Below are 23,166 nucleotides of genomic sequence, written 5' to 3'. Positions count from 1 at the left end.
GATCTCGTGACCGTCAGCGGGCAGGTTTCATGTCCGCCACTGGGCAGTTCCTGCTGGCCCTTGACAATCAGGCCCGGGATTCAGCGTGAATCCCGGGCCTGAAAGTTTTTGAGAATTGATCCATCCACCACAAACCCTCCACTTTGAGGTGTCGGACGGCGTGGCCGCTGGCCAGTCGTCCGGACGTGTCGTAGCCGTTCCGAACATCACCGGAGTGCCCGGTCGGATGGCCCCACCTAGTGGGCATGGAGACCGAGACCAATCCGCTGAGCGGGCTCGACCCGCTCGTGTCGATCACCGAGCTCGCCGAGTACCTCGGCGTCCCGGTCAAGACGATCTACGAGTGGCGCCAGTCGGGCCGCGGCCCTGCCTGCATCCACATTGGTCGCCACCTCAAGTTCGCGCTGTCGGATGTCCAGGCGTGGCTGGACGAGCAACGCGAGCTCCCCAAGCGCCGGATTGCCGGGGAGTGATCCGGCATGGCTAGGCCCCGCACTCCAATCGGGACATTCGGCGAGCTCGAGTTCACGACGCTTCCCAACGGCACGGTGCGAGCGAGGACGCGCTTCAGGGATCACGACGGGCGGCTGCGACGGGTCGAAGCCAGCGGCGACACTCGCAAGAGCGCTGAACACCGCCTCAAGGAGAAGCTCGCGCTCCGCGGCGGCTATTCGGCCGGGTTCGGCGAGCTGACGCCCGACAGCACATTCAGCCACCTGGTCGACGTGTGGCTGGAGGACCTCGACCTCCAGGGCAAGCTCGCGGAGAGCACGAGGGCGCTGTACGAGCGAAACATGCGCCAGCTCGTCCTGCCGGCATTCGAGAACTACCTCTTGCGCGAGATCAGCGTGCGCAAGGTGGACCAGTTCATCAAGCGCCTGGCGTTGGCCAAGAGCTACAGCACCGCCAAGCAGGCACGCACAGTCCTCAGCCTCGCGCTCGGCTTGGCCGTCCGCTATGACGCACTCCGAGAGAACCCCGTCCGCGACACGGCCCGTCTCCACAAGCCGCCCTCGGAGACGATGGCCCTGACACTGGAGCAGGTTGAGGCGATCCGCCACGCCACGCGCAATTGGCGCCGCGGACCGGGGGTTCCGGGCCCGCCGCCCGATGGCCAGCTCGAGCAGATCATCGAGATGATGCTGGGCACGTCCGCCCGAATCGGGGAGGTCCTGGCCATCAGGCGGTGCGACGTCGATGTGACGGTCTCCCCGGCGACTGTGCGAATCTGCGGCACCATCGTGTCGCCCGCCGGCAAGCCCACCTACCGTCAGCCGCACCCAAAGACGCAGAAGTCGACGCGCGTGGTGTCGGTGCCGAGCTTCGTGGCCGAGGTCATTCGGGAGCGGCTTGTTGTCGTCGGCCAGGAGGATCCCGAGCACCTGTTGTTCTTCACGCGCAACGGAACTCCATTGACGACGAACAACATTCGGCGCCGGCTCAGGGCAGTCCTCGCCGACGCAGGGATAGAAGGTGTCACGCCGCACGCCTTCCGTCGCACAGTCGCGACAGTCCTCGACAGGGCGAGCGGCCCAGACCTTGCAGCCGAGCTGTTGGGACACAGCTCGTCCAAGATCACCAAGGAGCACTACATCGAGCCGGACGAGGCAGTGGATCCCGTGACGGCAGAAATCCTCGAGTCGCTGGCCCCCAAGCGAGCGGACGGCGGGACCTAGCGGCCCGGTGGCTAACCGTTGGCCTTGGCTTCGCTGCCGGCAACTCAAAGGCGAGGCGTGTCGCGTCGAGACGCGCTCGTCGGCGGACGGTGGACGAGGGCAGCGTGGAGGTCTGCCCGGCTCGTGCCCGCTGACGAGACGGTGGGCTCTTCCGGGGGTCGCAGATGTTCGCGTGCGGTTCTGATGACATCGAGATCCGTTGCTCGGGCGACGGGTACGAACCGTTCGCGGACCGGGTGGACCAAGCGTCCGTCGCCGCTGACCAGTCGTGGGACCGTCACGCGCTGGACGAACGCGCCTCGCTCGACTCCGGATTCGAGGATGTCGGTGATGCGCGAATCGACCCGACGGAAGAGCGTCTGAAAGCCGCCGAGCATCCTCGGCTCGATCACGGTGTCTGCTCTGAGCGACTTCAGGCGACTGACGGCGTTGGCGGCCTCGCCCGCGGCGGCCGTGCCGTTGCCGAGCCGTCCTCCGACGTTGCGCAGTTCGCGCTGGATGCGCGAGTAGGTCTCTGCCCGCGCACCCCACTGCCCAGCGAGGTCGGGGTCGATCCGTTGGGCGTATGGCACCAGGCCGGCGCTGAGCAGTCGTTGCGAGTCGACGACCAGACGCAGGTTCATCGCGTCGGGGAAGGACGCCAGCCTCACGAGCAGGTTGTGCTCGGCCTGGAGGACGCCGAGGACGCCCGGCTTTGCTGGGCCTGCGATGGGCTTGGTCCGCGGTCGCCACCCGGTCTGGTCGACGCTGTAGTCGGGTTGCCCAAGGCTGACGTCCAAGGCCGTGGCGAGCGCAGCCCAACCGAGGCGATCGCAGCCGGCGATGGGGTCCCAGCCGGGGGTGTTGCGGTATCGGCGGTCGAGTACGACGAGGGCCTGGCTGATGGCCGCGACGTCCCCTGCGATCGTTCGCGCCTGCGCCGCGGTGAGGTGGATCGCCTGGTCGGGCGCCGTGTCGTGCTCTGCGAGCGCTGCAGCGCGTGCTGCGAGACGCCAGTGTTCGACGACGCCGTTTGTGCTCGGGGTCGCGAGATCCTGGCTCGACGCCGGCCGCGTCGTCGCCTGACCGCGAGCCGCCTCCAAGGCTCGAGCGAGTTCGGCCACTGCAGCGCCATGGTCGCTCGCGGCGCGGAACGGGTCGGCCGGCTTCTGTGGGACATTGGGGAAGGTGAGCGGTCGCGCGACGCCGATGGCCTGCGCGCACCAGACGAGAACGGACTGTCGGTATCGCAGGATCTGTTGCCCCGCCGTGGCGCGCTCAACCGGTGACTCTGCGGCGAGGCGGCGCATGATTCGGTGCTGGCGGAGGAGTGCAGCCAGTTCCGCGCGCATCTGGGCGCCGTTCTCGCCGTACATCAGCCGATGTCCAGGTCGTGTGCGTCGACGAGCATCGTGAGAATCAGCTCGACCGACAAGGCGTCGACGCCGTGGTCCTCGAGTTCCTGAATGGCGCTGTGCGCGCACGCGAGGAGGATGGCGCTGTCGTCGGTGAGGTCCTCGGTATCGAGTGCCGGGCATTCGTCGCCGTGTACGCGGTCGAGTTCGAGGAGGACGCGTTCGTACGCGGAGGAGGCGTCGAGTTTCAGTGCCTGGTCGGCGAGGGCCGCTACGTAGGACCTCGCTTGAGCGAGCGTCTGTGCGTGGGGGAGAAGCATCTTCCCTCCTTCAGTGGGTCGGATACCGACTCTGAGTGGGCAGTCGTGATTGGCGTTCGCTTGCTCGGACTTCTGTGGATGAGTCCGAGCACAGGCTGGCCATGGCGTGCTTCTCGACTCAGCCGATGAGTTGCTGGTCGGCGATGGCCGCGATCCGGCGCCTGCGGAGCACGTCCTCTCGCACGAATGCCGCGAAGTCTTCGTCCCGATTCCGGATCTCGATCTCGGAGCCTGGCTCGGGGGCCGCTTCACCGGGCCACGTCGTCTGGCGTGTGGGACGGTCGCGATCGAGCCGAGTGCCGCAGATCGATACCCAGTCCCGTAGCCGGTAGCGAGCGTCAGCGAAGTCGCGCATCCATGCGATCGGAGCCGATGGTGATGCCGACTCGTGGTAACAGCTCAGCCAGTGGCAATGGAGAGCGGAGAGTTCCCAGACGAGCTCGTCGTGGCGGTGCCAATACGGCGGCACGATGTTGGGTGGAAGGCCAAACGTGCTCTTGAGCCACTTCACCCAATGGTCGAGGTCCTGCCACTCGATCTCGGCCTGCTCGGCGTCGAGGAGGTTCCAATTGATCGGGGCCGGGGGGCGCTCGAGCAGGTCGGTCACGCTGCGGTAGGCCTCACCGTCGTCAGGCTCCTCCGGGAACGCGCTCATCGCAGGGTCCGGTCAGAGTCCGACGGCGGGTGGCTGCGGCACAGCGGAGAGGGGCCGATCGGCAGCATGACGACCGCGCTGGACGACGTAGTCGGTCTTGTTGGCGTTGTGGCCGATCTTGCGGGCGACGAACTCTTCCTTGATGACGCTGCCCTCGTGGCCGTCGACCTCGTACTCGTGCACGTAGCCGCTCGCAACGAACGAGTCGCCCTTGCGGAAGCGGGCGTAGGCCTCGCGCGCGGTGCTCTCGAAGGCGATCATGTCGTGGAAGGTGGGGTCGAGCTTCGTGAAACTGCCGTCGATCTCCTTGCGCCATTGCTCGATGCCGACGCGCATCCGGCAGCACTCGGCGCCGGCCTTGGTGAAGTGAAGCTCGGGTGCTGAGGCGATGAAGCCGACCAGGCTCATCTGGGTGGGAATGGACATCCTGACTCCTGATATTCGGGCGGCGCCCTGACGGCGCTGCGCTCAGAAGTGAGGTGCGTCGAACGAACCAGAACGGCTCGGCACTCAGCCGACCTGGCTACCAATCCCCAGTCACGGCAGCCAGGAAGTTCTTGGTTGTCCGCCCGACTGCACGGACTGATCCGGGCTTCCACTGCCTGGCCGCGGCTAACACCGTCGGGTCGAAGTACTTGAGGCAGTCTGGGCCTATGCCCAGGATGACGCTGTTCGGATCGGACAGCGGTTGGCCGCACCTCGCGCATGTGGTTACCGCGAACCGTTTGCGGCCCTGTCCCGGTCGGTACTGCCGACTGCCCAACCGTTCGACTGCACGATCAAACTCCGCCGCAGCCGCTAACGGATGGCGTTCGACCTTCAACTCTGGCGCAGTGTCCGGCGAGACCTCGAGGAAGTGGCTCTTAACGGCGACTCTGGCGTCCGGGATGGATACGAAGGCCCATACGAGGAGCCAAGCGGAGGCATCATCAGGCGCGGTATCGACGGGAACAAGACGCAGCGCTGAGGGCGCGATCGCACGGGCGTCCCGGATGAAGCGGCTCTCGTGGTGGGCGGACCAAGCAGCGCGCGGAGCGTTTCGGAGTGTTGCCCAGATTTGGACCCCGGGTTCGGCCGCTACGTAGTCGAATCGAGCCTTGAACTCGGAGACCGTCAAGGTTGCTGCCTCAGTGCGGCGGTCGTCGAGTGCCCTTGCCAGGCGCTCCCAGACAGGGCTTCGAACTGCTACTGGTTCTTCCGCAACATCGCCCGTACTCGTCGGCGTAGGTCGAGGCCTATCGTGGCGACGCCTGTGCGGCGTGTCAGACGAACTCGGACCAGAGGGATCCCACGTCGTCTTCGGGAGCTGGTCGTCGAGAAGACGGATCTTTCGCTCCCAAGGCTCGCGCAGTTCTTCCGGCACAGCTGGTAGGTGAAGAACCTTGCAAGCTTGGAGCATGTCGCGTGCCCGGTCGAGCTTGCCCTTGCGCGCCCAGGCTTCCACCTGCATGAGGTTCGCAGCCAGCCGGGTTACCGGGTCCCTCTTGCGTCCAGACGCCCGAGGGGGAACGGCGGCAGGCATGATCGAGATCCTTCCACAGGCTTCCGAGACCCAACTGGGAATCAGCCAAAGCCCTGCCGTGCCGTGAAAGGACGGAGATCAGTGACGATCGGCGGCGCGCTGCGAAGCAATACGAGGCCCGTGCCGAACGGCAGGGTCCGGATGCGCTCCGGTGCCATCACAGCGACACGTCGAGTCGAACGCTGGAGCGATCGCTGGCCGTAGTCGCCGATGCTGACGGTGTCGGTGCGTTCGTCACGTTCCCCGATGAGGACAGAAAGCTCCTGGAGATCCTTGGAGGCTGAGGCGCCTCCGAGGATGACCTTGACGATCGAGGCGTCCCAGATGGTGCTGGCCGCATGGTCGCCCCACTTGTTGCGGGCTTGGGCCAGCGACTGGAGGACGGGCATGGTCGTAATGCCGGTGCCTCCGCCCTCGGCCATGAGGACCGGGAGGGAGGGGAGCGGTGCGAGGTTGCCGATCTCGTCGAGCGCCATGAGTACGGGAGGATCAAGACGTGCGCCCGGTGACGCGGCGGCAAGGTGACGGGCCACCTCAGCGAGGTCTTCCATGAACGCGGCGACGAGCGGCCACGAGGCTCCCGCGCCGGCTCCCGTGGCGAGTAGGTAAAGCGTGCCGTTCTGGGTGAGGAAGTCGCGTGGGTCGAACGCCTCGCCCGCCTCGGGACTGACAGCGTCCAGTACGGCAGGGTCGGCGAGGCAGGAGAGGGCTTGGGCGACGGCCATCCAGATGGAGTCACGTGTGCGCGGGTCGGAGCTGATCATGCCTTCCAGCGAGTCCGACCATCCTGCAGCGGCTTGCGGGTGGCTGGCGAGGATGCCGACGGCGTCGGTTGCGGCAGACGCGGACAGCGACCATTCGAAGAGAGCGCGAGTCGGAAGTTTCTCGAGCGCGGCTGCGTGGAGGAGTGCTTGGAGGGCGGAGCGGGCCTTCCCTTCCCAGAAGCCGCCGGACTCCGTGCCGCCGGAAGAGAGTCCGGTCGACGATGCCAGCCCTGAAGCGCGGATCATCGCGGTCAGGGGCTGCTCGCAGCCGCGGATCGGCGACCATCGGACGCCGCAGCGGTCGACGGCGGGCAGCCCTGCCGTGAGGTGTTGAGGGTCGAAGACGGCGACCGGCCCTCGCGCCCTGCGGGTGGTGATGGTGGCGGCGATGTTGTCCGGCCGGGTGGAGGTGGTGACGACGGCGCCGGGCGCGTCGAGGATGGCGTTGATGACGAGGTGCAGCCCTTTGCCGGAACGTGGCGGGCCGATCACGAGGATCGAGTCCTCGACCGAGGCCCAGATCTCGCGGCCGCGGCTGCGCCCGATCAGGTAGCCGACATCGTGCGCGCGGGGGTGGCGGATCGAGGGGCGGAGGGTCGCGGCGCGCCGTACCAGGGCCTTCTTCGATGCGGTCGTGTCGATGTCTCGCGCGGTTGCGGTGCCCTGGATGCGGTGGGGATCTCGAGCAGTCCGGTGCCGGACGCGAGCGACCAATCGCCACACGCACCAAGCGACCGCCGCGAGGACGCCGATGAGCAGCGTCACCACGGTCCAGTACGCGATCGCTGACAGCCCGGGCGCCTCGAATGCTCGCGCCGGCCGTCCAGGATCGGTCAGGACCCGGAGTCCGCTCGCGATCCCGCCCTCGGGCGCGGTCGCGCCCGTTGCGACGGCGGCGGCAGTTGCTGCGGCGCGGAGTACGAGCGCCAGTGCGAAGGCCGCCATGAGCCCGATAAGTGCCAGGTTCACGAGCTCGTCATCCGCGCCACGTGAGGCAGGGTTCATGCCGGCGCCTCGAAGGGCGTGACTGTCATGGAGGTCATCCCGACGAGCACGAGGGCACCGCGCGTGGCGGCGAGCAGTGCGGGCGGCAAGTTGAGTGAAGCGTTGCCTTCAGCATCGGCGTTCTGGCGAACCACGACGTACGCCAACGCGACCTCCTCGCCGGGCTGGAACCCGGCACCCGCGAGCGCAGAACGTGGCGAGCGAGGTGATGGTTCCGCGGGGGCTGGCGCTGAGGACGGTGGGGGAGTCGCGATGTCGGCGTACGTCGAGCCGTCGGCCTCGCGCACCTCGACGCGAACGGGCGCTCCGAGGTCCGAGGTGATCTCGTCGATGACCGCGCGAAGATCGCCACGGGTCCTGCCCTGTTCCGAATCGAGCGGGACACCATCGAGGTCGACCGCGAGCACGCCGTCGGCATCGATGGCGACGTGAACAACGCTCAGCACGACGGGGATCTTCATAGCCCGAGCACCGCCCCATCGCGGCGTGCGTCGGTGGTCACAGGAGTTGTCCCGGTCCGGTGGCTGAGCGCTTCTCGGTCGAGCCCAGGCGGGTTGCCGTCGCCGACCTGCTTCGTGTCGACCTGGTCGAGGATGCCGAGCGCCGTCGCGCGGACGCGTTCGGCGGTCGACTGCACGACCTCGACCGGGTTCTTGCCCGGGACGCTCGCTGCCCAGGTCGACACGTACGGCACCGTGTAGGAGGAGGTGTCGAGCCCGTGGGCGGCACCGACCATGAGCGCGACTGATTCGGCTTCCACCTCGGCGATCCCACGGTGCAGGGTCGCGTCGGCGGCGGACTCGGTCGACAGGGCACTCTCCGGTGGCGCGTGGAGGAGAACATGGCCGAGTTCTTTTCTGCACCAAGGCCGACGAGTGATTGCGCTGCAGCTGGTCATGTCCTTCAGGTGTGCTTGTTGGGTCGACGTTCACGACTGCCGACAGTTGCGGAACACGGCGCTGCCCGAACTGAACAGCGGAATGACGGGGCGCAACTCGATGTCGTCCAGCGTCTGGTGTGTGACGCGCCGACACTCCAATAGTGAAAGCATTCGTTTGAGGAGGACTCATGGCGCTGAAGACCAACGACCCGCCGGCGTGGGACTGGGTAGGCCGCACCGTTCGCGAGGCAACTCCCGAGGTCCCGGTGTTCACCGCGGCCGAGAGAGACGCCCTCTGGCAGAGGATCGAGGACCGGCCGACGGTGGCGAAGCAGCGTCGACACAGGTCTCGGCGCACAGTTGTCGCCGGCACGATCGCTGCGCTTGCGATCGGCGGCGCCGGGGTCGCTACGGCCGCGGTCTACAGCGCCCACACGGGCATCGGCCCTGTTGACGCCGAGGACAAGGAACTGGGCGGTCCGGGCGAGCGGCTCGATCCGGCGGCTCCGGACTTTGCTCACGTCGTCGACGAGATCACCAGGGACATCCGCTTTCCCTCTGATGAGGCGCGCCAGCGCTCGCTTGACTTCGAGGCGGACAACTTCAAGGGCGAGTCTGGTCCGATCGTGTCCTCTGGTGCCATTCGGCTCTGGATGGCCGGCCACGCGATCTGCTCATGGACTGACCAGTGGGCTGCAGCGCTCCGCTCTGGAGACGTCGAAACGCAACGCGCGGCATCCGAGGTCGTTCTCTCGGCGACCACATGGCCTGCCATCACCGACACAGATCCGGAGATGGCCAACGAGTCCGAGTTCGCCTGGCTTCCGGACGTCCAACGGGCGATCGAGGCAGACCGGCCACGCGTGGCCCGCGACGCACTCTTCGGGAACTCGTCGTGCATGCCAGATGGGCTTACCACCGACCTCGGGCTAGGAACGCGACCTTGAATAAGGTGGCCACCCGAGCCGACATCGCGGAGCTCTACGAATTCCACGCGGCTGAACTCCACGGGTACCTGTACCGGCGGGCCGGACAGAGTGGAACGGACCTCCTCGGCGAGGTGTTCGTGGTAGCGCTGCAGAGGATGGCTGATCTGCCGGAGCAGCAACTGCGGCGAGCGTGGCTCTTCGGCACGGCCCGACGTCTGCTGCTCTCTCAGCGCCGGACAGTCTCCCGACGCACCCAAGCCGAGGAGGAACGAGCCCGACTGCTCGATTCACACCCAGGTACGTCGGCTGTCACACGAACGGACCGGGACCGCGCCGTACACGAGGCGTTGGACAGCCTGAGAGAGACCGATCGCGAGCTCATCCGCCTCACGGAGTGGGAGCAGCTGCAAGTTGCCGAAGCAGCGGTGGTCCTCGGGATGCGTCCTGGGACTGCTCGGATGCGACTGCTCCGAGCACGTCGTGCGTTGGCCGAGCATCCCGCGTTGCGGGAGTTGGCAAGTGCTGAGCCGACAACTACGGCAGCCGATCGGTAGACCGACGCGCGTCGGATGCGAGGTATGACAGGGCGGAAGCTCGCCTGGGCGCCGTGGAGTCCAGCGGACGCCAAATCAGGTCTGGTGCTCAACGTCAGGCCTGGGCGGGAACCTCGGCATGCCGAGGTTGGTTGCAGTGCGCTGCATTTGGGTGAGCTTCTGTTCGGCGGCGGCGAGGCTGGTCCGCAGGCCCTCGACTTCGCCGAGCCAATCGCGTTTGGTGGCCTCGGCGATCCGCTCCTCCAAGCTGTCGATGATGGCCCGAAGCCGGTCGTGCTGGGCGGGGTCGGGGCGGAGCATCGGGCAGCGGATGCAGGCGTGTTCGTGTTGGCAACCGGAGCCATACGCACGACCACAGGTGCCGAGCTCGAGTCTGCGCTGGGCGAAGTGGCCGAGGAACTCGTCCCATTCGCTGTCGGTGGGTTCGCGATACTCCTGCGAGGGTCGAAGTGCCCGTCGACGGGCGATGTAGGCACGGTGGTGCTCGATCACGTCTCGGTCGTAGACCGCGACGTATGTCTGGGTCGTCGCGATCGAGTCGTGGCCCAGGATCTTGGCGGTGATGTGCACCGGCAGGCCGGACGCGACGGCCTCAGTAGCGAAGATCCTCCGAAAGTCATGCGGGCTGAACTTGGCCGAAGTTCCGTCGTTGTTGGCGATCATCGCGATGGTGACCAGCTCGTCGAGCAGTTTGACGACGTACGAGGAGCTCATCGCGATCCTGCCTGTGCCCCACTGCCGTTGGAACAGGAACGGAAGCTCTGGGCTGTGGACGCGTTCGGCGCTGTCGTAGCGGCTGACCAGGGGCAACTGCGCGTTGCCGCCACGGACGTGGGAGACGATCTCGGCGAACGCCACCGCGAGCTCTGGCCCGATCACCAGCAGCCGTTCCTTGTCGGTTTTGGACGGGGTGATCTGCAACATCGGGATCACCTCACCGGTCGCCGGAAGCCGGTAGGACACGAAGGATCGGTGGGTGATCTCAAGGACTTCCTCGATACGGGCTCCGGTGTGCCGCAGGACCTCGACCAGCGCCCACGCCCAGAACGCCCGGTCGGCCTCCAGGCTCAGGTTTCGTCGGCTGTCATGCGGCCGGCCGCCGGTGCCGCCGCGCGCAGGAGTTTCGACGTACACGTGCCCACGGCTGGTCTTCGTGCCGTTGCTCCCGTCGTCGCTGAGGGATGCTCGTCGGAGCGTGTGCCCGGCTACGGTGAACGGCTCGCCAGGTGGCGTCGCGGCGGCGGCATCGAGTACTGCCTTGGCTGCGGCTCGGTGGTCGCGGGCTGCGTCGACGAGCCGTGGAAGCAGCGGCGCAAGTTCGCGGATGCGCTGGTGGGTACGTGACCGGGACTGTTTGAGCATCTTGGTCATGCCAGCCAGGTCGCGGGAGTCGACTGGCGAAGGTGCGGCCCACGCCGCCCATCGGGCAGGGTCCTCCAGCGCCCAATGGGAGAGGTCGGCGTAGAAGGCACGGACTGCCATGAGGATCGTGTAAGGGTCCTCGCGCTTCTTCCCGACTCGATTACTGCCGTAGAGCACGGGGCCGCTGAGTCTCGTCTTCCAACGGCGGGCGACCTCGTCGCTCAGGTGGAGGGAGTCGATGCCGGGCTCGTGGATCTCCAGGTCGCGCCAGAACAGCAGCACGAGCTTGGCCGCCAGGTAGCGGATGGAGTTGTAGTCCATCGCGGCCCGGCGCTCGTAAAGGTAGGCGACGAACACATCCCGGATCGGGCGGCACACGACGTCGTAGCGGTCGACCATCTCCTCGACCGTCAGCTGGCCGCGCCGCGAAGCGGCGAAGATAGTCGGCGGGCTCTCCGCCGGCAGGACTGAGGCTTCCCGGAGCAGCGTGTACCAGCGAGGGTGGGACCGGCCACGGTAGCCGTCTTGCGCACGGTGGGCCTCGATGCAGTCCGACAAGGTGATGTCGGCCAACGTGCCGCCGTTGTGGACCAGCATCCTGGTGAGCTGATTCAACGCTTGGCGACGGTCGCTCGGCAACATCCGTGCGTCAGCGTCGCAAAGACGCTCCATGTTGGCGAACCCCGAGGGATCACGCAGCGCCCGCAAACGCTCGTAAAGCCTGGGTGTCGCCTGGGTGGCGTAGAGCCAGGAGTAGTCGGGCCGGATCACGTCCAGCATCAGCAGCCTGCCCGCTGCCGCGACAAGGTGCTTGTGCCTGTCGGGCTCGCCAACCAAGTCGGTCCAGTCCCTCCCGGCCGCGTCCGCCCCGGAGGCGTGCCACCGTTGCTGCCACGACTCCCCGGGGAACCTCAGCAGCCACTCGAGCAGGGTCTCCGCGAACAGCACCTGGCTGCGGACGTGCTTCTGCGTGGCCCCGGTCGCGATCTCCAGGTCGCGGACCGCAGCGAGTACCTCCTCGTAGCTCACCTGGGAGGCGGCCCACACGGAAGGTCGGGCGATCGCCGGAGTCGGCAGCTGCGGGGTCGGCGCCTTGGGGCGTAGACCGCCGTTGTCTATGGGAACGTGGCGCGATGGACGCGCGGCCCTCTGCAGATGAGCGACCGCGTCGATGTGGTCGCTCATGGCCGCGGCCCGCCGAACAGCACAGCCAGCACCTCGGCTGAGTAGCCTGCCGCGGCCACCGACAACGGTGGTGGTGGTGCGGTCGGAGGTTCGGCCCGGTCGCGGTGATGGGCGAGCACCCGGGCCACGACGTCTTCCTCCCGCGGACGCAGGTAGATCTGGGTCGTGGTGATGTGGGCGTGGCCCAGCACCCATTGCACATCGCTCAGCGACATCTTCGGGTCGTCGATCATCCGTTGTGCGGCCGTGTGTCGCAGATCGTGGAGCGTCCATGCCGTGCCCAGCGACTCGTTCGCGCGCTGCAGCATGCGTCGTGCCGCGGAGTAAGTCAGCGGACGCACCGGATGGCGCCGAGTCAGCCACAACGCCCGTTCGCCGTCCGGGCGCTGTGCCTGCTGCTCGTAGAGCCGCAACCAAACGAATGCGTCCGCTGAGGCCGGTAGCCACTGCAACCGTCCCGAGCCCTTCCGGTGGACCCCGATGCGCTGGTCGCCGGGGTTCACACGGTCCACGGTGAGGCCGAGCAGTTCCGAGGCACGAGCGCCAGTCGAAACGTAGAACGCCAGCAGTGCCCGGTCCCGGTCCGAGCGCAACGTCGCGAACAGTTCATCGAAGAGCCGATCCGGCAGGTGGCGCGGGATCCGCTCGGGCATCCTCTGCCGGAACGGTGCCCGCGGGCCCGGCGCGAAGGGCTGCATTGGGTTGTGGTGCGATTGCGACCTTCGTCCCTCCCGATGGCTGGCGTTGGGGACTGGGTTGATCAGCGGCCCGTCGCCAGCGCTGATCCGGTCGATGTAAAACATCTTGACCACCGCGAGCGCGTGGTTGATGGTCGCCGGCGCATATCCGCCCTGCCGACCGGCTGGACCAACCAGTCGCATCCACAGCACGAAGTCGCGCGCCTCGACCCGACTCGCACGCTCCCACGGGACCCCGATCGCAGCCAGGAAGCGCCACCATCGCAGAAGTGCCAAGCCGTAGGAACGCAGCGAACTGACGCTCGCGCCGGAGGCCAGCATCGTGGCGAAGAACTCGCTGACCTCCTTGACCGGCTCACCCGTGACATCCAGTAGCGCCGTGCCCGGCGCCGCCTCGATGCTGGCCACCGCTCCGATGGCCGGGACAACCAGTCCCGTCACATCACGATCCATCCCTGCGACCTTCCACTCCTCGTTCGTTGCGACGACGAACGCCAGCACGTGCAGGCTTAGAGCCGGTGGACATCCAACATCGCCGGCGAGTCGTCCGGCACGGCTCGCTCGAGGACGGCTCAGGACGCTCAGGTTGGTGCGGTCAATAGGTCGTGCGCGAGCGTCTTCGCTTGCGCGGCCGGGTCCATGTTCGTCCACACCGCGACCGTCCGTGCCGCGTAGTCGGTCAAGCCGTTCGCGCCGCCGATCGTCCCCTCGTGCTCGACCCGCAGGACCGTGAACCCCTCGGACTTGATGAGCGCCGCCAGCCCATCCCACAGCCCCTTGGGCGCTTCGCCTTCCAGCAGCACCGGCCGGGGCCGCTCGGGCACCGGGACGCCGGCCGTCTGCGACACGTCCCACACGTAGGCCGGGCGCGCGCCGACGAGACGGGAGCGCACGACCTCACCCGGCTTAGGCTTCTCGAACCGGCCCAGCCGCCGCCACGACAACGCATCCTGCGGAGTCGTCGTCGCGAACCGGCCCTTGACCGGAGCGAAGATCATGTAGCCCGGCTGCCCCTTCGTGACCTGCCGGCCCAACGACTGCCATTGCTTGTAGCCGGCCACGTACGACGGCACCGCGTCCGGCACCCGGCCCTGCTCGAACGCCGCCAGGTGCTGCGACCAGGTCAACAGCGTGTTGTTGAACGACCGCGCCCGGAACCGCGCCGCGAACTCCAACGCGCGCCGCCAGTCATCCCCGGACACCAGCGCCTCGACCGCGCCGGTCAGCCGCTCATGCAGCGCGTCGAGCTTCGCGTCCCGCGCGGCCCTGGCCTCCTCGGCTGTCGTCCCCATCGCTGACCTCCTCCCGGCGGGGCCAACGGCGTGTGCCAGCGGCCCTTGCGACCATGAGGTGCGCCGGGAGGATCAGGGAGACGAGACGGACGACGGAACGAGGCTGCGACCGACAGGCTCCGCGATGAACCCGACGAGTCCCTACCGGACTACCAGCCCAAGTCCCGCAACGGACGGCGGAACGGTGATGGTGTCCATATCGACTACAGGAATGTCCTGATCCCGGTCAGTTGCGCGTACCGGCTCGGACTCGGGCCCGATATCGCTGCGGGGTCACGCCGACAGACTGACGAAACGCCTCCGCCGCGCGGCTCCGGCTGGACCAACCGGCCGCCCTCCCAGCCGCAGAGACGCTCAGCTCGTCCTCACGAAGCAGGCGTGCCATGCGTTCGACACGCAGCATCGTCAGATACGCCGACGGCGTTTTGCCGTACGCCTCCGTGAACACCCTCGTCAGTTGCTTTGGCGATAGATGCACCCGCTCCGCCAACGCACCGAGCGTCCACGAATCGTTCGGAGAACTGTGGAGTAGGTCCCGTGCCTCCGCGGCTTCGACACGCAAGGGTCCGAACATCCGGTGGCGCGGAACAGTGGGGATGATCCACGCGCGTTGGCTGGCCGACGCGGGTACCACGGTGATCTTGACGAACGGGATTAGGACATCAAGCACGGCGAACAAGAGCGCCTGCATTCGGTAGAACCGTTCAGGGCCAGGGCCGTCGATGCTAAGGGCGACCAGTTCGTCCAGCCACGGCATGAGCATCCCAGCTCGGTCCTCACCGAGGCGGAGAATCTGAGCGGGTTCGGCGTAGACCTTGTCCATGAAGTCCTGTGCGTCGAGCCGGTCTCGTAGCAAGCCGGCATGCTGCCAGAACACCTGATCTGCGAGATAGTCGCGATCGAGGTAGATCGTGGTGACCGTGACCCAGCCCTCTGGTTCGCTACCGCACAGGGTATGTGCGCCCAAGGCGATCACATCGCCAACCGCTATCGGCCGTTCGCCGAACTCACTGAGCAGGATCGCTGAGCCGTTCCTCACGGCAATCAACCTCACACAGTCGTATGAGGCGGGGCTGATCGGCTCGTGGATCGTGCACGTCCGGGCGACGATGGGCGAGTACGCCGTGGGGGCGCGTGTTCGCTGCCTGCGATCAGCGTCCAGGGTCACAGGTCGTAACCGCGCCGGTAGAGCAATGCAGGCGTCGCCAGTAGAGCCACGCCGGCGAGCACGATGGCGGCGTGGGCGCCGACGAAGCTAGCGAGCACGCCCCAGGTGGCCGTCAGCAAGGCGATGGTTACGTTGCCGCTGATTCGCCAGGCTGTGAGGGCTCGTGCGACTTGCTCTGGCCGGAGCCTCTGGAGCCGATATGTGGCAAACACTGGGTTGAAGACGGCGATGCTGGCGATGAGCGCAAACTCGACGGCGATCACCGTGAGCAAGCCCTGTAGCCCAGGCTGCGCAAAGACTAGAGCTACTGGCCAGCAGACGCGCAGGATGCCGCTGACGTAGAGAACACTTTGTGGGCCGAATCGTGCGACGAGTCGCGGAGCCAGACGGGAACCGAGAAGTCCGCCAAGACACGGCAAGCCGAGGGCGAGACCGTACTGCCACGCCTCGAACCCGAATTGGCCGAGTAGGAGCACCGCGAGAAGCGGGTCGGTGGCCATGATGAGACCATTCACGGCGGTCGTGTTCAGGAATAGTGATCGCAACGGACCGTCGGAGAGGATGAACCTCCACCCTTCGGTGATGTCGGAGAATCGGAGCCTGGTGTTAGCCGGGCGTGCTGGACGTGGCTCACGGCCGGAGATGGCCAGGAGAGCGGATGCGGACACCAAGTAGCTGATGGCGTTGGCGATCACCGTCGTGACTTGGCCGAATACGCTGATGAGCAGTCCGCCCAAGGGCGGCCCTGCCGCTGTTGCTGTCCATGTCGTTGCCTCGAAGCGACTGTTGGCAACGATGAGCAAGTCGTTCGCGACCGCATGTTTGAGGAAGCCACCGCTGGCCGAAGTGAATGCAATGTTCGCGGTCGCACTGATGATCGTGACGACCAGCAATTGGACGAAGGTCAGCCAACCGAGCGCGAAGGCAACCGGAATGCTCGCCATCGCCACGAACCGGATGAGGTCCATCGCGACCATCAGGGGCCTCTTACGATGGAACTCGATCCACGGTCCCAGCGGCAATGCAACCACCGAACCGACCGCGAGGCCGGCTGCTGCCAGCAACGAGACCTCGAAGGAATCGGCGTGCAAGACCTGCACAGCGATCAGCGGGAGCGCGCCGAACGCGAGCCCGGTGCCGAACGAACTGGACGCATAGGCAGCCCACAGGCGGTCGAAGTCACTCCCCAACCGACCCGAACGCATCTACACCCCTTCGACAACCATTAGTTGATTTGTCCCAACGAACCAACGCCAGAGACAACGATGCAAACAACGACATCGCGGGATTCGTACAACCTCTAGTTGTTTGGATAGACTGACGGGATGGACCTCGGTGTCGTGCGCACGTTCGTCTCCGTGGCGGACCTTGGGCAGTTTCAGGAGGCTGCGGCCGACCTGGCGATCACCCAGCAGGCCGTGTCCAAGCGCATCGCGGCGCTGGAACGAGAGCTGGGGGTACGACTGTTCGTTCGAGCCGCTGCCCGCGGTGTGCGGCTCACCCTGGACGGGAAAGCCTTCCTCCCACACGCCCGAGACCTGCTAGCCGTCGAGGACCGGGCCATCGCATCCGTTCGTCCCGGTTACAGAGCCCTTCGGATCGACACGATCAGTCGCCGGATCGCGCCCGGTTTGCTAGTCCGTGATTTCCACCACGACCACCCTGAAATCGAGCTAGACATTGTGACTCTCATGGATGCGAAGGCTGCGATCGAGGCCGTGCAAGATGGAACACTCGACGCTACGTTCCGAGCACTGAAAGGTGAACTCCCAAACGATCTGAGTAGCGTCCGCACGCTCGATGATGCGCTCCAACTCCTTGTCGGCCCGAAACACGTGTTTACCTCAGCCCACCGACTCTCACCAGAACAGCTCGCCGGGCATCGCATTTGGATGCCTGGCAACACGCCAGGCACAGAATGGGCGGCGTACTACGACGAGTTCGCCGACACCTTCGGCCTCACGATCGACGCCATCGGCCCAAATTTCGGAACCGAGGCGCTTCTGGATGCGCTCGCTGAATCCTCAGACCTCGCCACGATTGTCAGTGATGCGCCACGACTCGTCTGGCCGGCAAGCTACGACCTGCGTCTCATCCCACTCCATGACCCCACGCCGGTGTATCCACATTCGATCATCTGGCGGAGAGACAATCCGCACCCATCGCTGACCGTGTTCCTCGACTACCTGGCATCGGCACGGGATAGCCGAACGAATCGCGATGCGTGGACACCGACATGGGCGCAGGACGTTGAAGGCTGACGTTTAGCGAATCCGCCGCGGACCAGCACCTCAGAAAGGATCAAGCCATGCCCATCGACCCTCTCATGCGCATCCACAGTCCCGAACCCGAAGGGACAGACGAGCGGGTTTTCAGCCCTGAGTTCACGGCGATGAGTGAAAGGGTCCTGCGGGTAACCGAGTTCACCTCGCGCCTGAATGTCCTTCCCTTCGAGGACGAGGCGGGCAAGGCGGAACTGTTCGAGTTGATCCTGGGCCGGCCTCTCCCGGCGCGGGTCACGATCTATCCACCCTTCTACACCGATCACGGTCTCCGCTTGGATCTGGCCGAGCGGGTGTTCATCAACCAGAACTGCACGTTCCTGGACTACGCCGGCATCCGGGTGGGGGCGGGCACGATGATCGGCCCGAAGGCAACTTTCATCACCATGAGCCATCCCGTTGACCCTGGTGAGCGGCGGCTGTACCTCACCGGCGCGCCCATCGACGTGGCAGAGAACGTGTGGATCGGCGCTGGCGCCACGATCCTGCCCGGAGTCAGCATCGGGCGCGACGCCGTGATTGCCGCCGGAGCGATTGTGACCGACGACGTTCCACCGGCAAGCCTTGTGGCTGGCAGCAAGGCCACAGTGCGTCGACGCTGGGAGTGACGACCTCTAGAGCAACCTTGTGAGGGCAGCGACAGCCTGGAGTGGGAGCACTCCGTTGCCGAGCGCGGTGATCTGCTGGTTCTGCGTGAGCCCGTACATCGAGTCAACAACCCAACCGGGATTGAGTCCCATAAGCCACTCTACGAACTCTGGTGCTGGACGCGGACCAGCGCCGTCGCTCAGGAGGGCGGGGGCGGGGGCTGACCGTCCGGTGATGTGCTCCCATCGGGCGATGACATGTGCATAGTTTCCCCAGCGTTGAAGATGTCCCCTATCAAAGACCACAGCATCTCCGATCCGCCACGTCTCCTGCCTGAGCCAGGCGGTCCGTTGAGAGCGAGGTCGATGATCTGGTGGGAGAGAGCGATCGTGCCGCGTCGAGCTCGCACTTGATCCAGCGTTTCGCCGCCCCTCGCGGAGTCCGAAGCGAGTGGTGTGCGGAACAGCGCACTTGGCGAGGACAAAGATGCGGAACCGGGGATGGGGTGCACCGACGAGGGAAGCGGGTAGGCCGATCCATCGTGCGTCATACCGGAGGTCGGCCAAGTCTCCGAGTACGGCGCCAAGTGCCCGTAGAGGTCCGGCTGACTCGTTTCCCAGACGCCACGGATCGGGTTCCAGGTTGCGAAGGGTTGCGCCACCGGGGGTTGCCTCGGCGGGGTTGCGTCGCTCATGGTCGTCTCCTTCGGAGCGCGGGCGGGCCGCGGGTGCGGAGAGCAGCCCGCGGACGTTCTCGATTGCGACCCACTCGGGTTGCAGCACCTCGATCGCCGTTGCCATGTGCGCCCACAGGCCGGAGCGGGTGCCGGGTCCAAGGCCGGCCATCTTCCCGACCGTGGACACGTCCTGACAGGGAAAGCCGCCGCAGAGGATGTCTACCGGCGGCACCCTGTTCCAGTCGATCGCGGTGATGTCTCCGAGGTTCGGGGCGTCGGGCCAGTGGTGGGCGAAGACGCAGGCGACAGGCTCGTTGATTTCGGAGAACCAGACGGTGCGGGCGTCGAAGACTTCCTCAACGGCAAGGTCGAGTCCGCCGTAGCCGGAGAACAGCGATCCGATCCGCAGACGCCGTTCGTCGTCGGTGTCGTTCGGTTCGCGCATGAGGACTCCGGCAGGCTCGTGAACCCCGGCCGTCGTCCTCTCGGAAACTCGATGCCGGGCTGGTCACCTGCCAGGTGCTCGTCGCCACTCGCGTTCCGCTCGCTCGACCTCTCCCGGACAGCCCGCCGGAGCAGTCGTTCTCACCTCCTCTCTGAGCGACCACGCCTCTTGCAGATCGAGGTTGAACCGTCCCGAGTCGCATCAGATGCGACCGGACCGGCGCCGCTCACCTTCCCCGCGAGCAGCGGTGGAGGTCGGGCGCGTGACGGTTTCGATGCGCGTGATGAGCGCGGGCGATGGCTACAAGTACCTGCTGCGCACCGTCGCGGCCGGCGACGGCGACAGGTCCCTCTCGACACCGCTGACCCGCTACTACGCCGAGGCAGGGACACCGCCCGGCCGCTGGCTCGGGAGCGGTCTGGCTGGGCTTGGCAGCGGGCGGATCGCAGAGGGCGATCAGGTCTCCGAAGCCCAGCTCCAGCTCCTCGTCGGCATGGGCCGCGACCCGATCACCGGCGACCCGCTCGGACGCGCCTACCCGGCCTACAAGTCCGTGGCTGAGCGGATCGAGGACCGCACCGCCGCCCTCGACCCCGAGCTCGGCCCGGTCGCACGGGCCGAGGCGGTCGCCGCGATCGAGGCCGAGGAAGCCGAGCGCGGCAGGCGGCGGGCGGTTGCGAGGTTCGACTTCACCTTCTCGATCCCGAAGTCCGCCTCGGTGTTGTGGGCGGTCGCGGACGCCGGGACGCAGGCGCTCATCGCGGACGCGCATCATGCGGCGGTTGCGGAGGTGGTTGCGTTCATGGAGCGCGAGGTTGCCGCCACGCGTACCGGTGCAACCGGCTGCGACGGTGCGGTTGCGCAGGTCGATGTGACCGGGCTGATCGCTACCGCGTTCGATCACTACGACAGCCGGGCCGGCGACCCGCACTTACACACGCACGTCGTCATCAGCAACAAGGTCCAGACCGTCCTCGACGGCAAGTGGCGCTCGCTGGACGGCCGGCCGATGCACGCCGCCGTGGTGGCGCTGTCCGAACTGCACGAGGCGGTGTTCGCCGACCACCTGACCCGCACGTTCGGGGTCGAGTGGGAGGCCCGCGAGATGGGCCGTGACCGGAACCCGGCGTGGGCGATCACCACCGTGCCGGAGGAACTGGTAGCCGAGTTCTCCACGCGCTCGCGGCACATCGACGCCGAGACCGATCGACTCATCGACGCCTATGTCACCTCGCACGGCCGGCGGCCGTCACCGGCGACGATCATGAAGCTCCGCGCCCAAGCCGCCCTCAGCACCCGGCCAGAGAAGGAGGTCCACTCCCTGGCCGACCTCACCGCCGACTGGCGAGCGCGCGCCGGCCGGGTCCTCGGATCGAACCCGACCGCGTGGGCGCGCGCCGTCGTCGCGAACGACGCGCCATTGTTGTTGCGGGCCGACGATGTGCCGCTCGACGTGATCGCCAATCTCGGGCAGAGCGTGGTCGAGGCGGTCGGGGAGAAGCGGTCCACCTGGCGGCGATGGAACCTGACCGCCGAGGCGGCCCGGCAGACGATGGGCTACCGGTTCGCCACCGTTGAGGACCGCGAGGCGGTCGTCGGGCTCGTCGTGGACGCCGCCGAGGCCGCGTCGCTGCGCTTGACGCCACCCGAGCTCGCGTCGAGCCCGGCCGTGTTCCAGCGGCAGGACGGAACGTCGGTGTTCCGGCCGAAGCACTCCACGGTGTTCTCCTCCGAACTGCTGTTGGCGGCCGAGGACCGGCTTCTCGACCGCGCCCGCACCACCACCGGCCCGACCGTGCCGCTGGTGACCGTCGAGAAGATCGCCAGCCGGCCAGACCGCGAGGGCCGGATGCTCGGCGACGACCAAGCGGCCGCACTCGCGAAGGTCGCCGTCTCCGGTCGCCAGGTCGACGTGCTCGTAGGCCCGGCCGGCGCGGGCAAGACCACCGCGATGAACGCGCTACGCCGTGCGTGGGAGCGCGAGCACGGCGCCGGGTCCGTGGTCGGCCTGGCGCCATCGGCGGTGGCGGCGCAGGTCCTCGCCGACGACCTCGGCATCGGCACCGAGAACACGGCGAAGTGGTGGCAGAACCACCTCGTGACCGGCGAGACGTTCCGCGTCGGTCAGCTCGTGATCGTGGACGAGGCATCCCTGGCCGGCACCCTGTCGCTGGACCGCATCACCGCGCTGGCGGCCGAGGCGGGAGCGAAGGTGCTCTTGGTCGGGGACTACGCCCAGCTCCAGTCCGTCGATGCCGGCGGTGCCTTCGGGATGCTCGTGCATGATCGGGACGACGCGCCCGAGCTCGTCGATGTCCACCGCTTCACCCACGCCTGGGAGAAGACCGCCTCCCTGACGCTGCGGCACGGCCGCACCGAGGTCATCGACACCTACATCGACCAGGGCCGCGTTCTCGACGGCGACACCGAGGCGATGACCGACGCCGCCTACACCGCGTGGCGCGCCGACATGCTCGCCGGGAAGGCAACCGTGCTGGTCACCGACTCCAACGAGGCCGTGACTGCGCTGAACATGCGCGCCCGGACTGACCTGATCCTCGACGGCACCGTGCGAGGCCCGCACGAGGTCGAACTGCACGACGGCACCCGCGCCGCGACCGGGGATACCGTCATCACCCGCCGCAACGACCGCCGACTGCGCGCCGGCCGAGCCTGGGTCCGCAACGGCGACCGCTGGACCGTCACCGAGGTCCGCGACGACGGATCGGTCACCCTCCGCCGCGCCGGCCGCCGCTGGGGCGCCTCGGTCTTGCTGCCGGCCGACTACGTGGCCGAACACCTCGACCTCGGCTATGCCGTCACGTCCTACCGGGCGCAGGGGATCACGACCGACACCGCGCACGTCCTGGTCGACGCCGCCATGACACGCGAGAACCTGTACGTCGCCCTCACCCGCGGCCGCGAATCCAACATCGCCTATGTCGCGGTCGACAAGCCCGACGCCGCACACGAGGGACCGCACCCCGGCGACAACACCGAAGCCACCGGCCGCAGCGTCCTGTTCGGAGTCCTCCAGCACGTCGGCGCCGAGCTGTCCGCACACGAGACCATCACCGCCGAGCAAGACGCCTGGGCCTCGATCGCCCAGCTCGCCGCCGAGTACGAGACCATCGCCGCAGCCGCCCAACACGACCGCTGGGTCGCCCTCGTCCGGGCCTCCGGGCTCACCGATGACGAAGCCGACGACGCGATCGCCTCCGACGCCTTCGGGGCGCTCGCCGTCGAGCTCCGCCGCGCCGAAGCCAACCACCACGACGTGACGACACTGCTGCCACGACTGGTCCGAGCTCGCGGGTTCGGCGACGCCGACGACATCGCCGCCGTCCTCCACCACCGCGTCGCCACAGCGACCACTCGCCCGGCCGGCTCCGGGCGCGCCCGCAAGGCCCCACGTCTCATCGTCGGGCTCATCCCCGAAGCCACCGGCACCATGACCGCCGACATGCGCAGGGCGCTCACTGAACGACGCGACCTCATCGAAACCCGCGCGGACGCGATCCTGGACCAAGCCCTCAACGACGGCGAGAGCTGGACGGCCGCACTCGGCACGCCGCCCAAGGATGAGCGCGCCGCCGCGACCTGGCTGCGCCACGCCCGAACCGTGGTCGCCTACCGCGACCGCTACAGCATCACCGGGCCTGTCCCGCTCGGCGCACCGCCCGAGAGCACCGCGCAGAAGATCGACGCCGCACGAGCACATCGAGCACTTGCTCACGTCCGCGAGCAAGTCGTCCGAGACCAGCCATCCCGCAACCGCGCCCAGCTCCCGGCGCTTCGGCTGTAGGAGCGACTGTGTCGACTCCACTCGCC

21 protein-coding genes are annotated in these 23,166 nt (G+C 67.2%); 7 read left to right on the top strand and 14 right to left on the bottom strand.

The window, feature by feature from the left end; genetic code table 11:
- The first annotated feature begins 245 nt into the window (after nt 1–245).
- On the top strand, nt 246–473 hold the full coding sequence (locus ACYVKX_RS16385) for a helix-turn-helix transcriptional regulator (protein WP_460834569.1): 228 nt from the start codon (nt 246–248) through the stop codon (nt 471–473).
- A gap of 6 nt (nt 474–479) precedes the next feature.
- Nucleotides 480–1,676, top strand: a complete 1,197-nt coding sequence (locus ACYVKX_RS16380) for a tyrosine-type recombinase/integrase (RefSeq protein WP_460834566.1) — start codon at nt 480–482, stop codon at nt 1,674–1,676.
- A 44-nt stretch (nt 1,677–1,720) separates the two neighbouring features.
- Here the strand turns inward: ACYVKX_RS16380 and ACYVKX_RS16375 are convergent, their stop codons facing one another.
- The 8 genes from ACYVKX_RS16375 to ACYVKX_RS16340 form a co-directional block, all read right to left on the bottom strand.
- Complete coding sequence (locus ACYVKX_RS16375) at nt 1,721–3,031, bottom strand: hypothetical protein (RefSeq protein ID WP_460834564.1); 1,311 nt, start codon at nt 3,029–3,031, stop codon at nt 1,721–1,723.
- The gene (locus ACYVKX_RS16370; protein ID WP_460834562.1) at nt 3,031–3,330 is read right to left on the bottom strand and encodes a hypothetical protein; all 300 of its coding nucleotides are present in this window, start codon (nt 3,328–3,330) and stop codon (nt 3,031–3,033) included. The genes ACYVKX_RS16375 and ACYVKX_RS16370 overlap by 1 nt, the downstream gene beginning before the upstream one ends.
- A 118-nt stretch (nt 3,331–3,448) precedes the next feature.
- Nucleotides 3,449–3,985: a hypothetical protein gene (locus ACYVKX_RS16365; protein WP_460834560.1), complete on the bottom strand. Its 537-nt coding sequence runs from the start codon at nt 3,983–3,985 to the stop codon at nt 3,449–3,451.
- Between the two features lie 12 nt (nt 3,986–3,997).
- Nucleotides 3,998–4,411 carry a single-stranded DNA-binding protein gene (locus tag ACYVKX_RS16360; protein WP_460834557.1) on the bottom strand — a complete coding sequence of 138 codons (414 nt, stop codon included), beginning with the start codon at nt 4,409–4,411 and terminating at the stop codon, nt 3,998–4,000.
- A gap of 97 nt (nt 4,412–4,508) precedes the next feature.
- Nucleotides 4,509–5,507: a DUF6011 domain-containing protein gene (locus tag ACYVKX_RS16355; protein ID WP_460834555.1), complete on the bottom strand. Its 999-nt coding sequence runs from the start codon at nt 5,505–5,507 to the stop codon at nt 4,509–4,511.
- 41 nt (nt 5,508–5,548) lie between these two features.
- Nucleotides 5,549–7,276, bottom strand: a complete 1,728-nt coding sequence (locus ACYVKX_RS16350; protein ID WP_460834552.1) for a type IV secretory system conjugative DNA transfer family protein — start codon at nt 7,274–7,276, stop codon at nt 5,549–5,551.
- On the bottom strand, nt 7,273–7,737 hold the full coding sequence (locus tag ACYVKX_RS16345) for a hypothetical protein (RefSeq protein ID WP_460834550.1): 465 nt from the start codon (nt 7,735–7,737) through the stop codon (nt 7,273–7,275). The genes ACYVKX_RS16350 and ACYVKX_RS16345 overlap by 4 nt, the downstream gene beginning before the upstream one ends.
- Nucleotides 7,734–8,036 (bottom strand): hypothetical protein, encoded by a 303-nt coding sequence (locus ACYVKX_RS16340; RefSeq protein ID WP_460834547.1) that lies wholly within the window; start codon nt 8,034–8,036, stop codon nt 7,734–7,736. Before ACYVKX_RS16340 ends, ACYVKX_RS16345 begins: the two co-directional genes overlap by 4 nt.
- 308 nt (nt 8,037–8,344) lie before the next feature.
- On the opposite strand from ACYVKX_RS16340, the gene ACYVKX_RS16335 reads away from it, so the two are divergent.
- Together ACYVKX_RS16335 and ACYVKX_RS16330 are read left to right on the top strand one after the other, a co-directional pair.
- Complete coding sequence (locus ACYVKX_RS16335) at nt 8,345–9,103, top strand: hypothetical protein (protein WP_460834543.1); 759 nt, start codon at nt 8,345–8,347, stop codon at nt 9,101–9,103.
- A complete protein-coding gene (locus tag ACYVKX_RS16330) occupies nt 9,052–9,639 on the top strand; it encodes an RNA polymerase sigma factor (RefSeq protein WP_460834540.1) in 588 nt (195 codons plus the stop codon). Before ACYVKX_RS16335 ends, ACYVKX_RS16330 begins: the two co-directional genes overlap by 52 nt.
- Before the next feature lie 75 nt (nt 9,640–9,714).
- Here ACYVKX_RS16330 and ACYVKX_RS16325 read toward each other — a convergent pair whose 3' ends face one another.
- The 5 genes from ACYVKX_RS16325 to ACYVKX_RS16305 all read right to left on the bottom strand — a co-directional run bounded on the left by ACYVKX_RS16325 (nt 9,715) and on the right by ACYVKX_RS16305 (nt 16,549).
- On the bottom strand, nt 9,715–12,186 hold the full coding sequence (locus ACYVKX_RS16325) for a tyrosine-type recombinase/integrase (RefSeq protein WP_460834537.1): 2,472 nt from the start codon (nt 12,184–12,186) through the stop codon (nt 9,715–9,717).
- Nucleotides 12,183–13,385, bottom strand: coding sequence for a tyrosine-type recombinase/integrase (locus ACYVKX_RS16320; protein WP_460834534.1), 1,203 nt, complete (start codon nt 13,383–13,385; stop codon nt 12,183–12,185). Before ACYVKX_RS16320 ends, ACYVKX_RS16325 begins: the two co-directional genes overlap by 4 nt.
- 80 nt (nt 13,386–13,465) lie before the next feature.
- Entirely contained in the window at nt 13,466–14,176 is a 711-nt protein-coding gene (locus tag ACYVKX_RS16315; RefSeq protein WP_460834531.1) for an ArdC family protein, read from the bottom strand.
- 226 nt (nt 14,177–14,402) lie between these two features.
- Nucleotides 14,403–15,215, bottom strand: coding sequence for a helix-turn-helix transcriptional regulator (locus tag ACYVKX_RS16310; protein ID WP_460834528.1), 813 nt, complete (start codon nt 15,213–15,215; stop codon nt 14,403–14,405).
- Between the two features lie 125 nt (nt 15,216–15,340).
- Nucleotides 15,341–16,549, bottom strand: coding sequence for an MFS transporter (locus tag ACYVKX_RS16305; RefSeq protein ID WP_460834526.1), 1,209 nt, complete (start codon nt 16,547–16,549; stop codon nt 15,341–15,343).
- A gap of 120 nt (nt 16,550–16,669) precedes the next feature.
- Between ACYVKX_RS16305 and ACYVKX_RS16300 the strand changes: the two genes are divergently transcribed.
- Nucleotides 16,670–17,605: a LysR family transcriptional regulator gene (locus ACYVKX_RS16300; protein WP_460834523.1), complete on the top strand. Its 936-nt coding sequence runs from the start codon at nt 16,670–16,672 to the stop codon at nt 17,603–17,605.
- A 47-nt stretch (nt 17,606–17,652) separates the two neighbouring features.
- Complete coding sequence (locus ACYVKX_RS16295; RefSeq protein ID WP_460834521.1) at nt 17,653–18,234, top strand: sugar O-acetyltransferase; 582 nt, start codon at nt 17,653–17,655, stop codon at nt 18,232–18,234.
- Between the two features lie 6 nt (nt 18,235–18,240).
- Here the strand turns inward: ACYVKX_RS16295 and ACYVKX_RS16290 are convergent, their stop codons facing one another.
- Entirely contained in the window at nt 18,241–19,335 is a 1,095-nt protein-coding gene (locus ACYVKX_RS16290; protein WP_460834518.1) for a DNA cytosine methyltransferase, read from the bottom strand.
- 283 nt (nt 19,336–19,618) lie between these two features.
- Here ACYVKX_RS16290 and mobF point away from each other — a divergent pair, with 283 nt between their 5' ends.
- A complete protein-coding gene (gene mobF, locus ACYVKX_RS16285) occupies nt 19,619–23,140 on the top strand; it encodes a MobF family relaxase (protein WP_460834516.1) in 3,522 nt (1,173 codons plus the stop codon).
- Nucleotides 23,141–23,166: the final 26 nt, after the last annotated feature.

It is taken from the genome of Nocardioides hungaricus (assembly GCF_054782915.1).
Note: the sequence above shows the minus strand (reverse complement) of the source record. Positions and strands in the feature narration are given on the sequence as shown.

Excerpts from the sequence above, each read along its gene's own strand:
- ACYVKX_RS16385 (WP_460834569.1), top strand. The coding sequence starts at position 246 with ATGGAGACCGAGACCAATCCGCTGAGCGGGCTCGACCCGCTCGTGTCG.
- ACYVKX_RS16380 (WP_460834566.1), top strand. The coding sequence starts at position 480 with ATGGCTAGGCCCCGCACTCCAATCGGGACATTCGGCGAGCTCGAGTTC.
- ACYVKX_RS16375 (WP_460834564.1), bottom strand. The coding sequence starts at position 3,031 with ATGTACGGCGAGAACGGCGCCCAGATGCGCGCGGAACTGGCTGCACTC.
- ACYVKX_RS16370 (WP_460834562.1), bottom strand. The coding sequence starts at position 3,330 with ATGCTTCTCCCCCACGCACAGACGCTCGCTCAAGCGAGGTCCTACGTA.
- ACYVKX_RS16365 (WP_460834560.1), bottom strand. The coding sequence starts at position 3,985 with ATGAGCGCGTTCCCGGAGGAGCCTGACGACGGTGAGGCCTACCGCAGC.
- ACYVKX_RS16360 (WP_460834557.1), bottom strand. The coding sequence starts at position 4,411 with ATGTCCATTCCCACCCAGATGAGCCTGGTCGGCTTCATCGCCTCAGCA.
- ACYVKX_RS16355 (WP_460834555.1), bottom strand. The coding sequence starts at position 5,507 with ATGCCTGCCGCCGTTCCCCCTCGGGCGTCTGGACGCAAGAGGGACCCG.
- ACYVKX_RS16350 (WP_460834552.1), bottom strand. The coding sequence starts at position 7,276 with ATGAACCCTGCCTCACGTGGCGCGGATGACGAGCTCGTGAACCTGGCA.
- ACYVKX_RS16345 (WP_460834550.1), bottom strand. The coding sequence starts at position 7,737 with ATGAAGATCCCCGTCGTGCTGAGCGTTGTTCACGTCGCCATCGATGCC.
- ACYVKX_RS16335 (WP_460834543.1), top strand. The coding sequence starts at position 8,345 with ATGGCGCTGAAGACCAACGACCCGCCGGCGTGGGACTGGGTAGGCCGC.
- ACYVKX_RS16325 (WP_460834537.1), bottom strand. The coding sequence starts at position 12,186 with ATGAGCGACCACATCGACGCGGTCGCTCATCTGCAGAGGGCCGCGCGT.
- ACYVKX_RS16315 (WP_460834531.1), bottom strand. The coding sequence starts at position 14,176 with ATGGGGACGACAGCCGAGGAGGCCAGGGCCGCGCGGGACGCGAAGCTC.
- ACYVKX_RS16305 (WP_460834526.1), bottom strand. The coding sequence starts at position 16,549 with ATGCGTTCGGGTCGGTTGGGGAGTGACTTCGACCGCCTGTGGGCTGCC.
- ACYVKX_RS16300 (WP_460834523.1), top strand. The coding sequence starts at position 16,670 with ATGGACCTCGGTGTCGTGCGCACGTTCGTCTCCGTGGCGGACCTTGGG.
- ACYVKX_RS16295 (WP_460834521.1), top strand. The coding sequence starts at position 17,653 with ATGCCCATCGACCCTCTCATGCGCATCCACAGTCCCGAACCCGAAGGG.
- ACYVKX_RS16290 (WP_460834518.1), bottom strand. The coding sequence starts at position 19,335 with ATGCGCGAACCGAACGACACCGACGACGAACGGCGTCTGCGGATCGGA.
- mobF (WP_460834516.1), top strand. The coding sequence starts at position 19,619 with ATGAGCGCGGGCGATGGCTACAAGTACCTGCTGCGCACCGTCGCGGCC.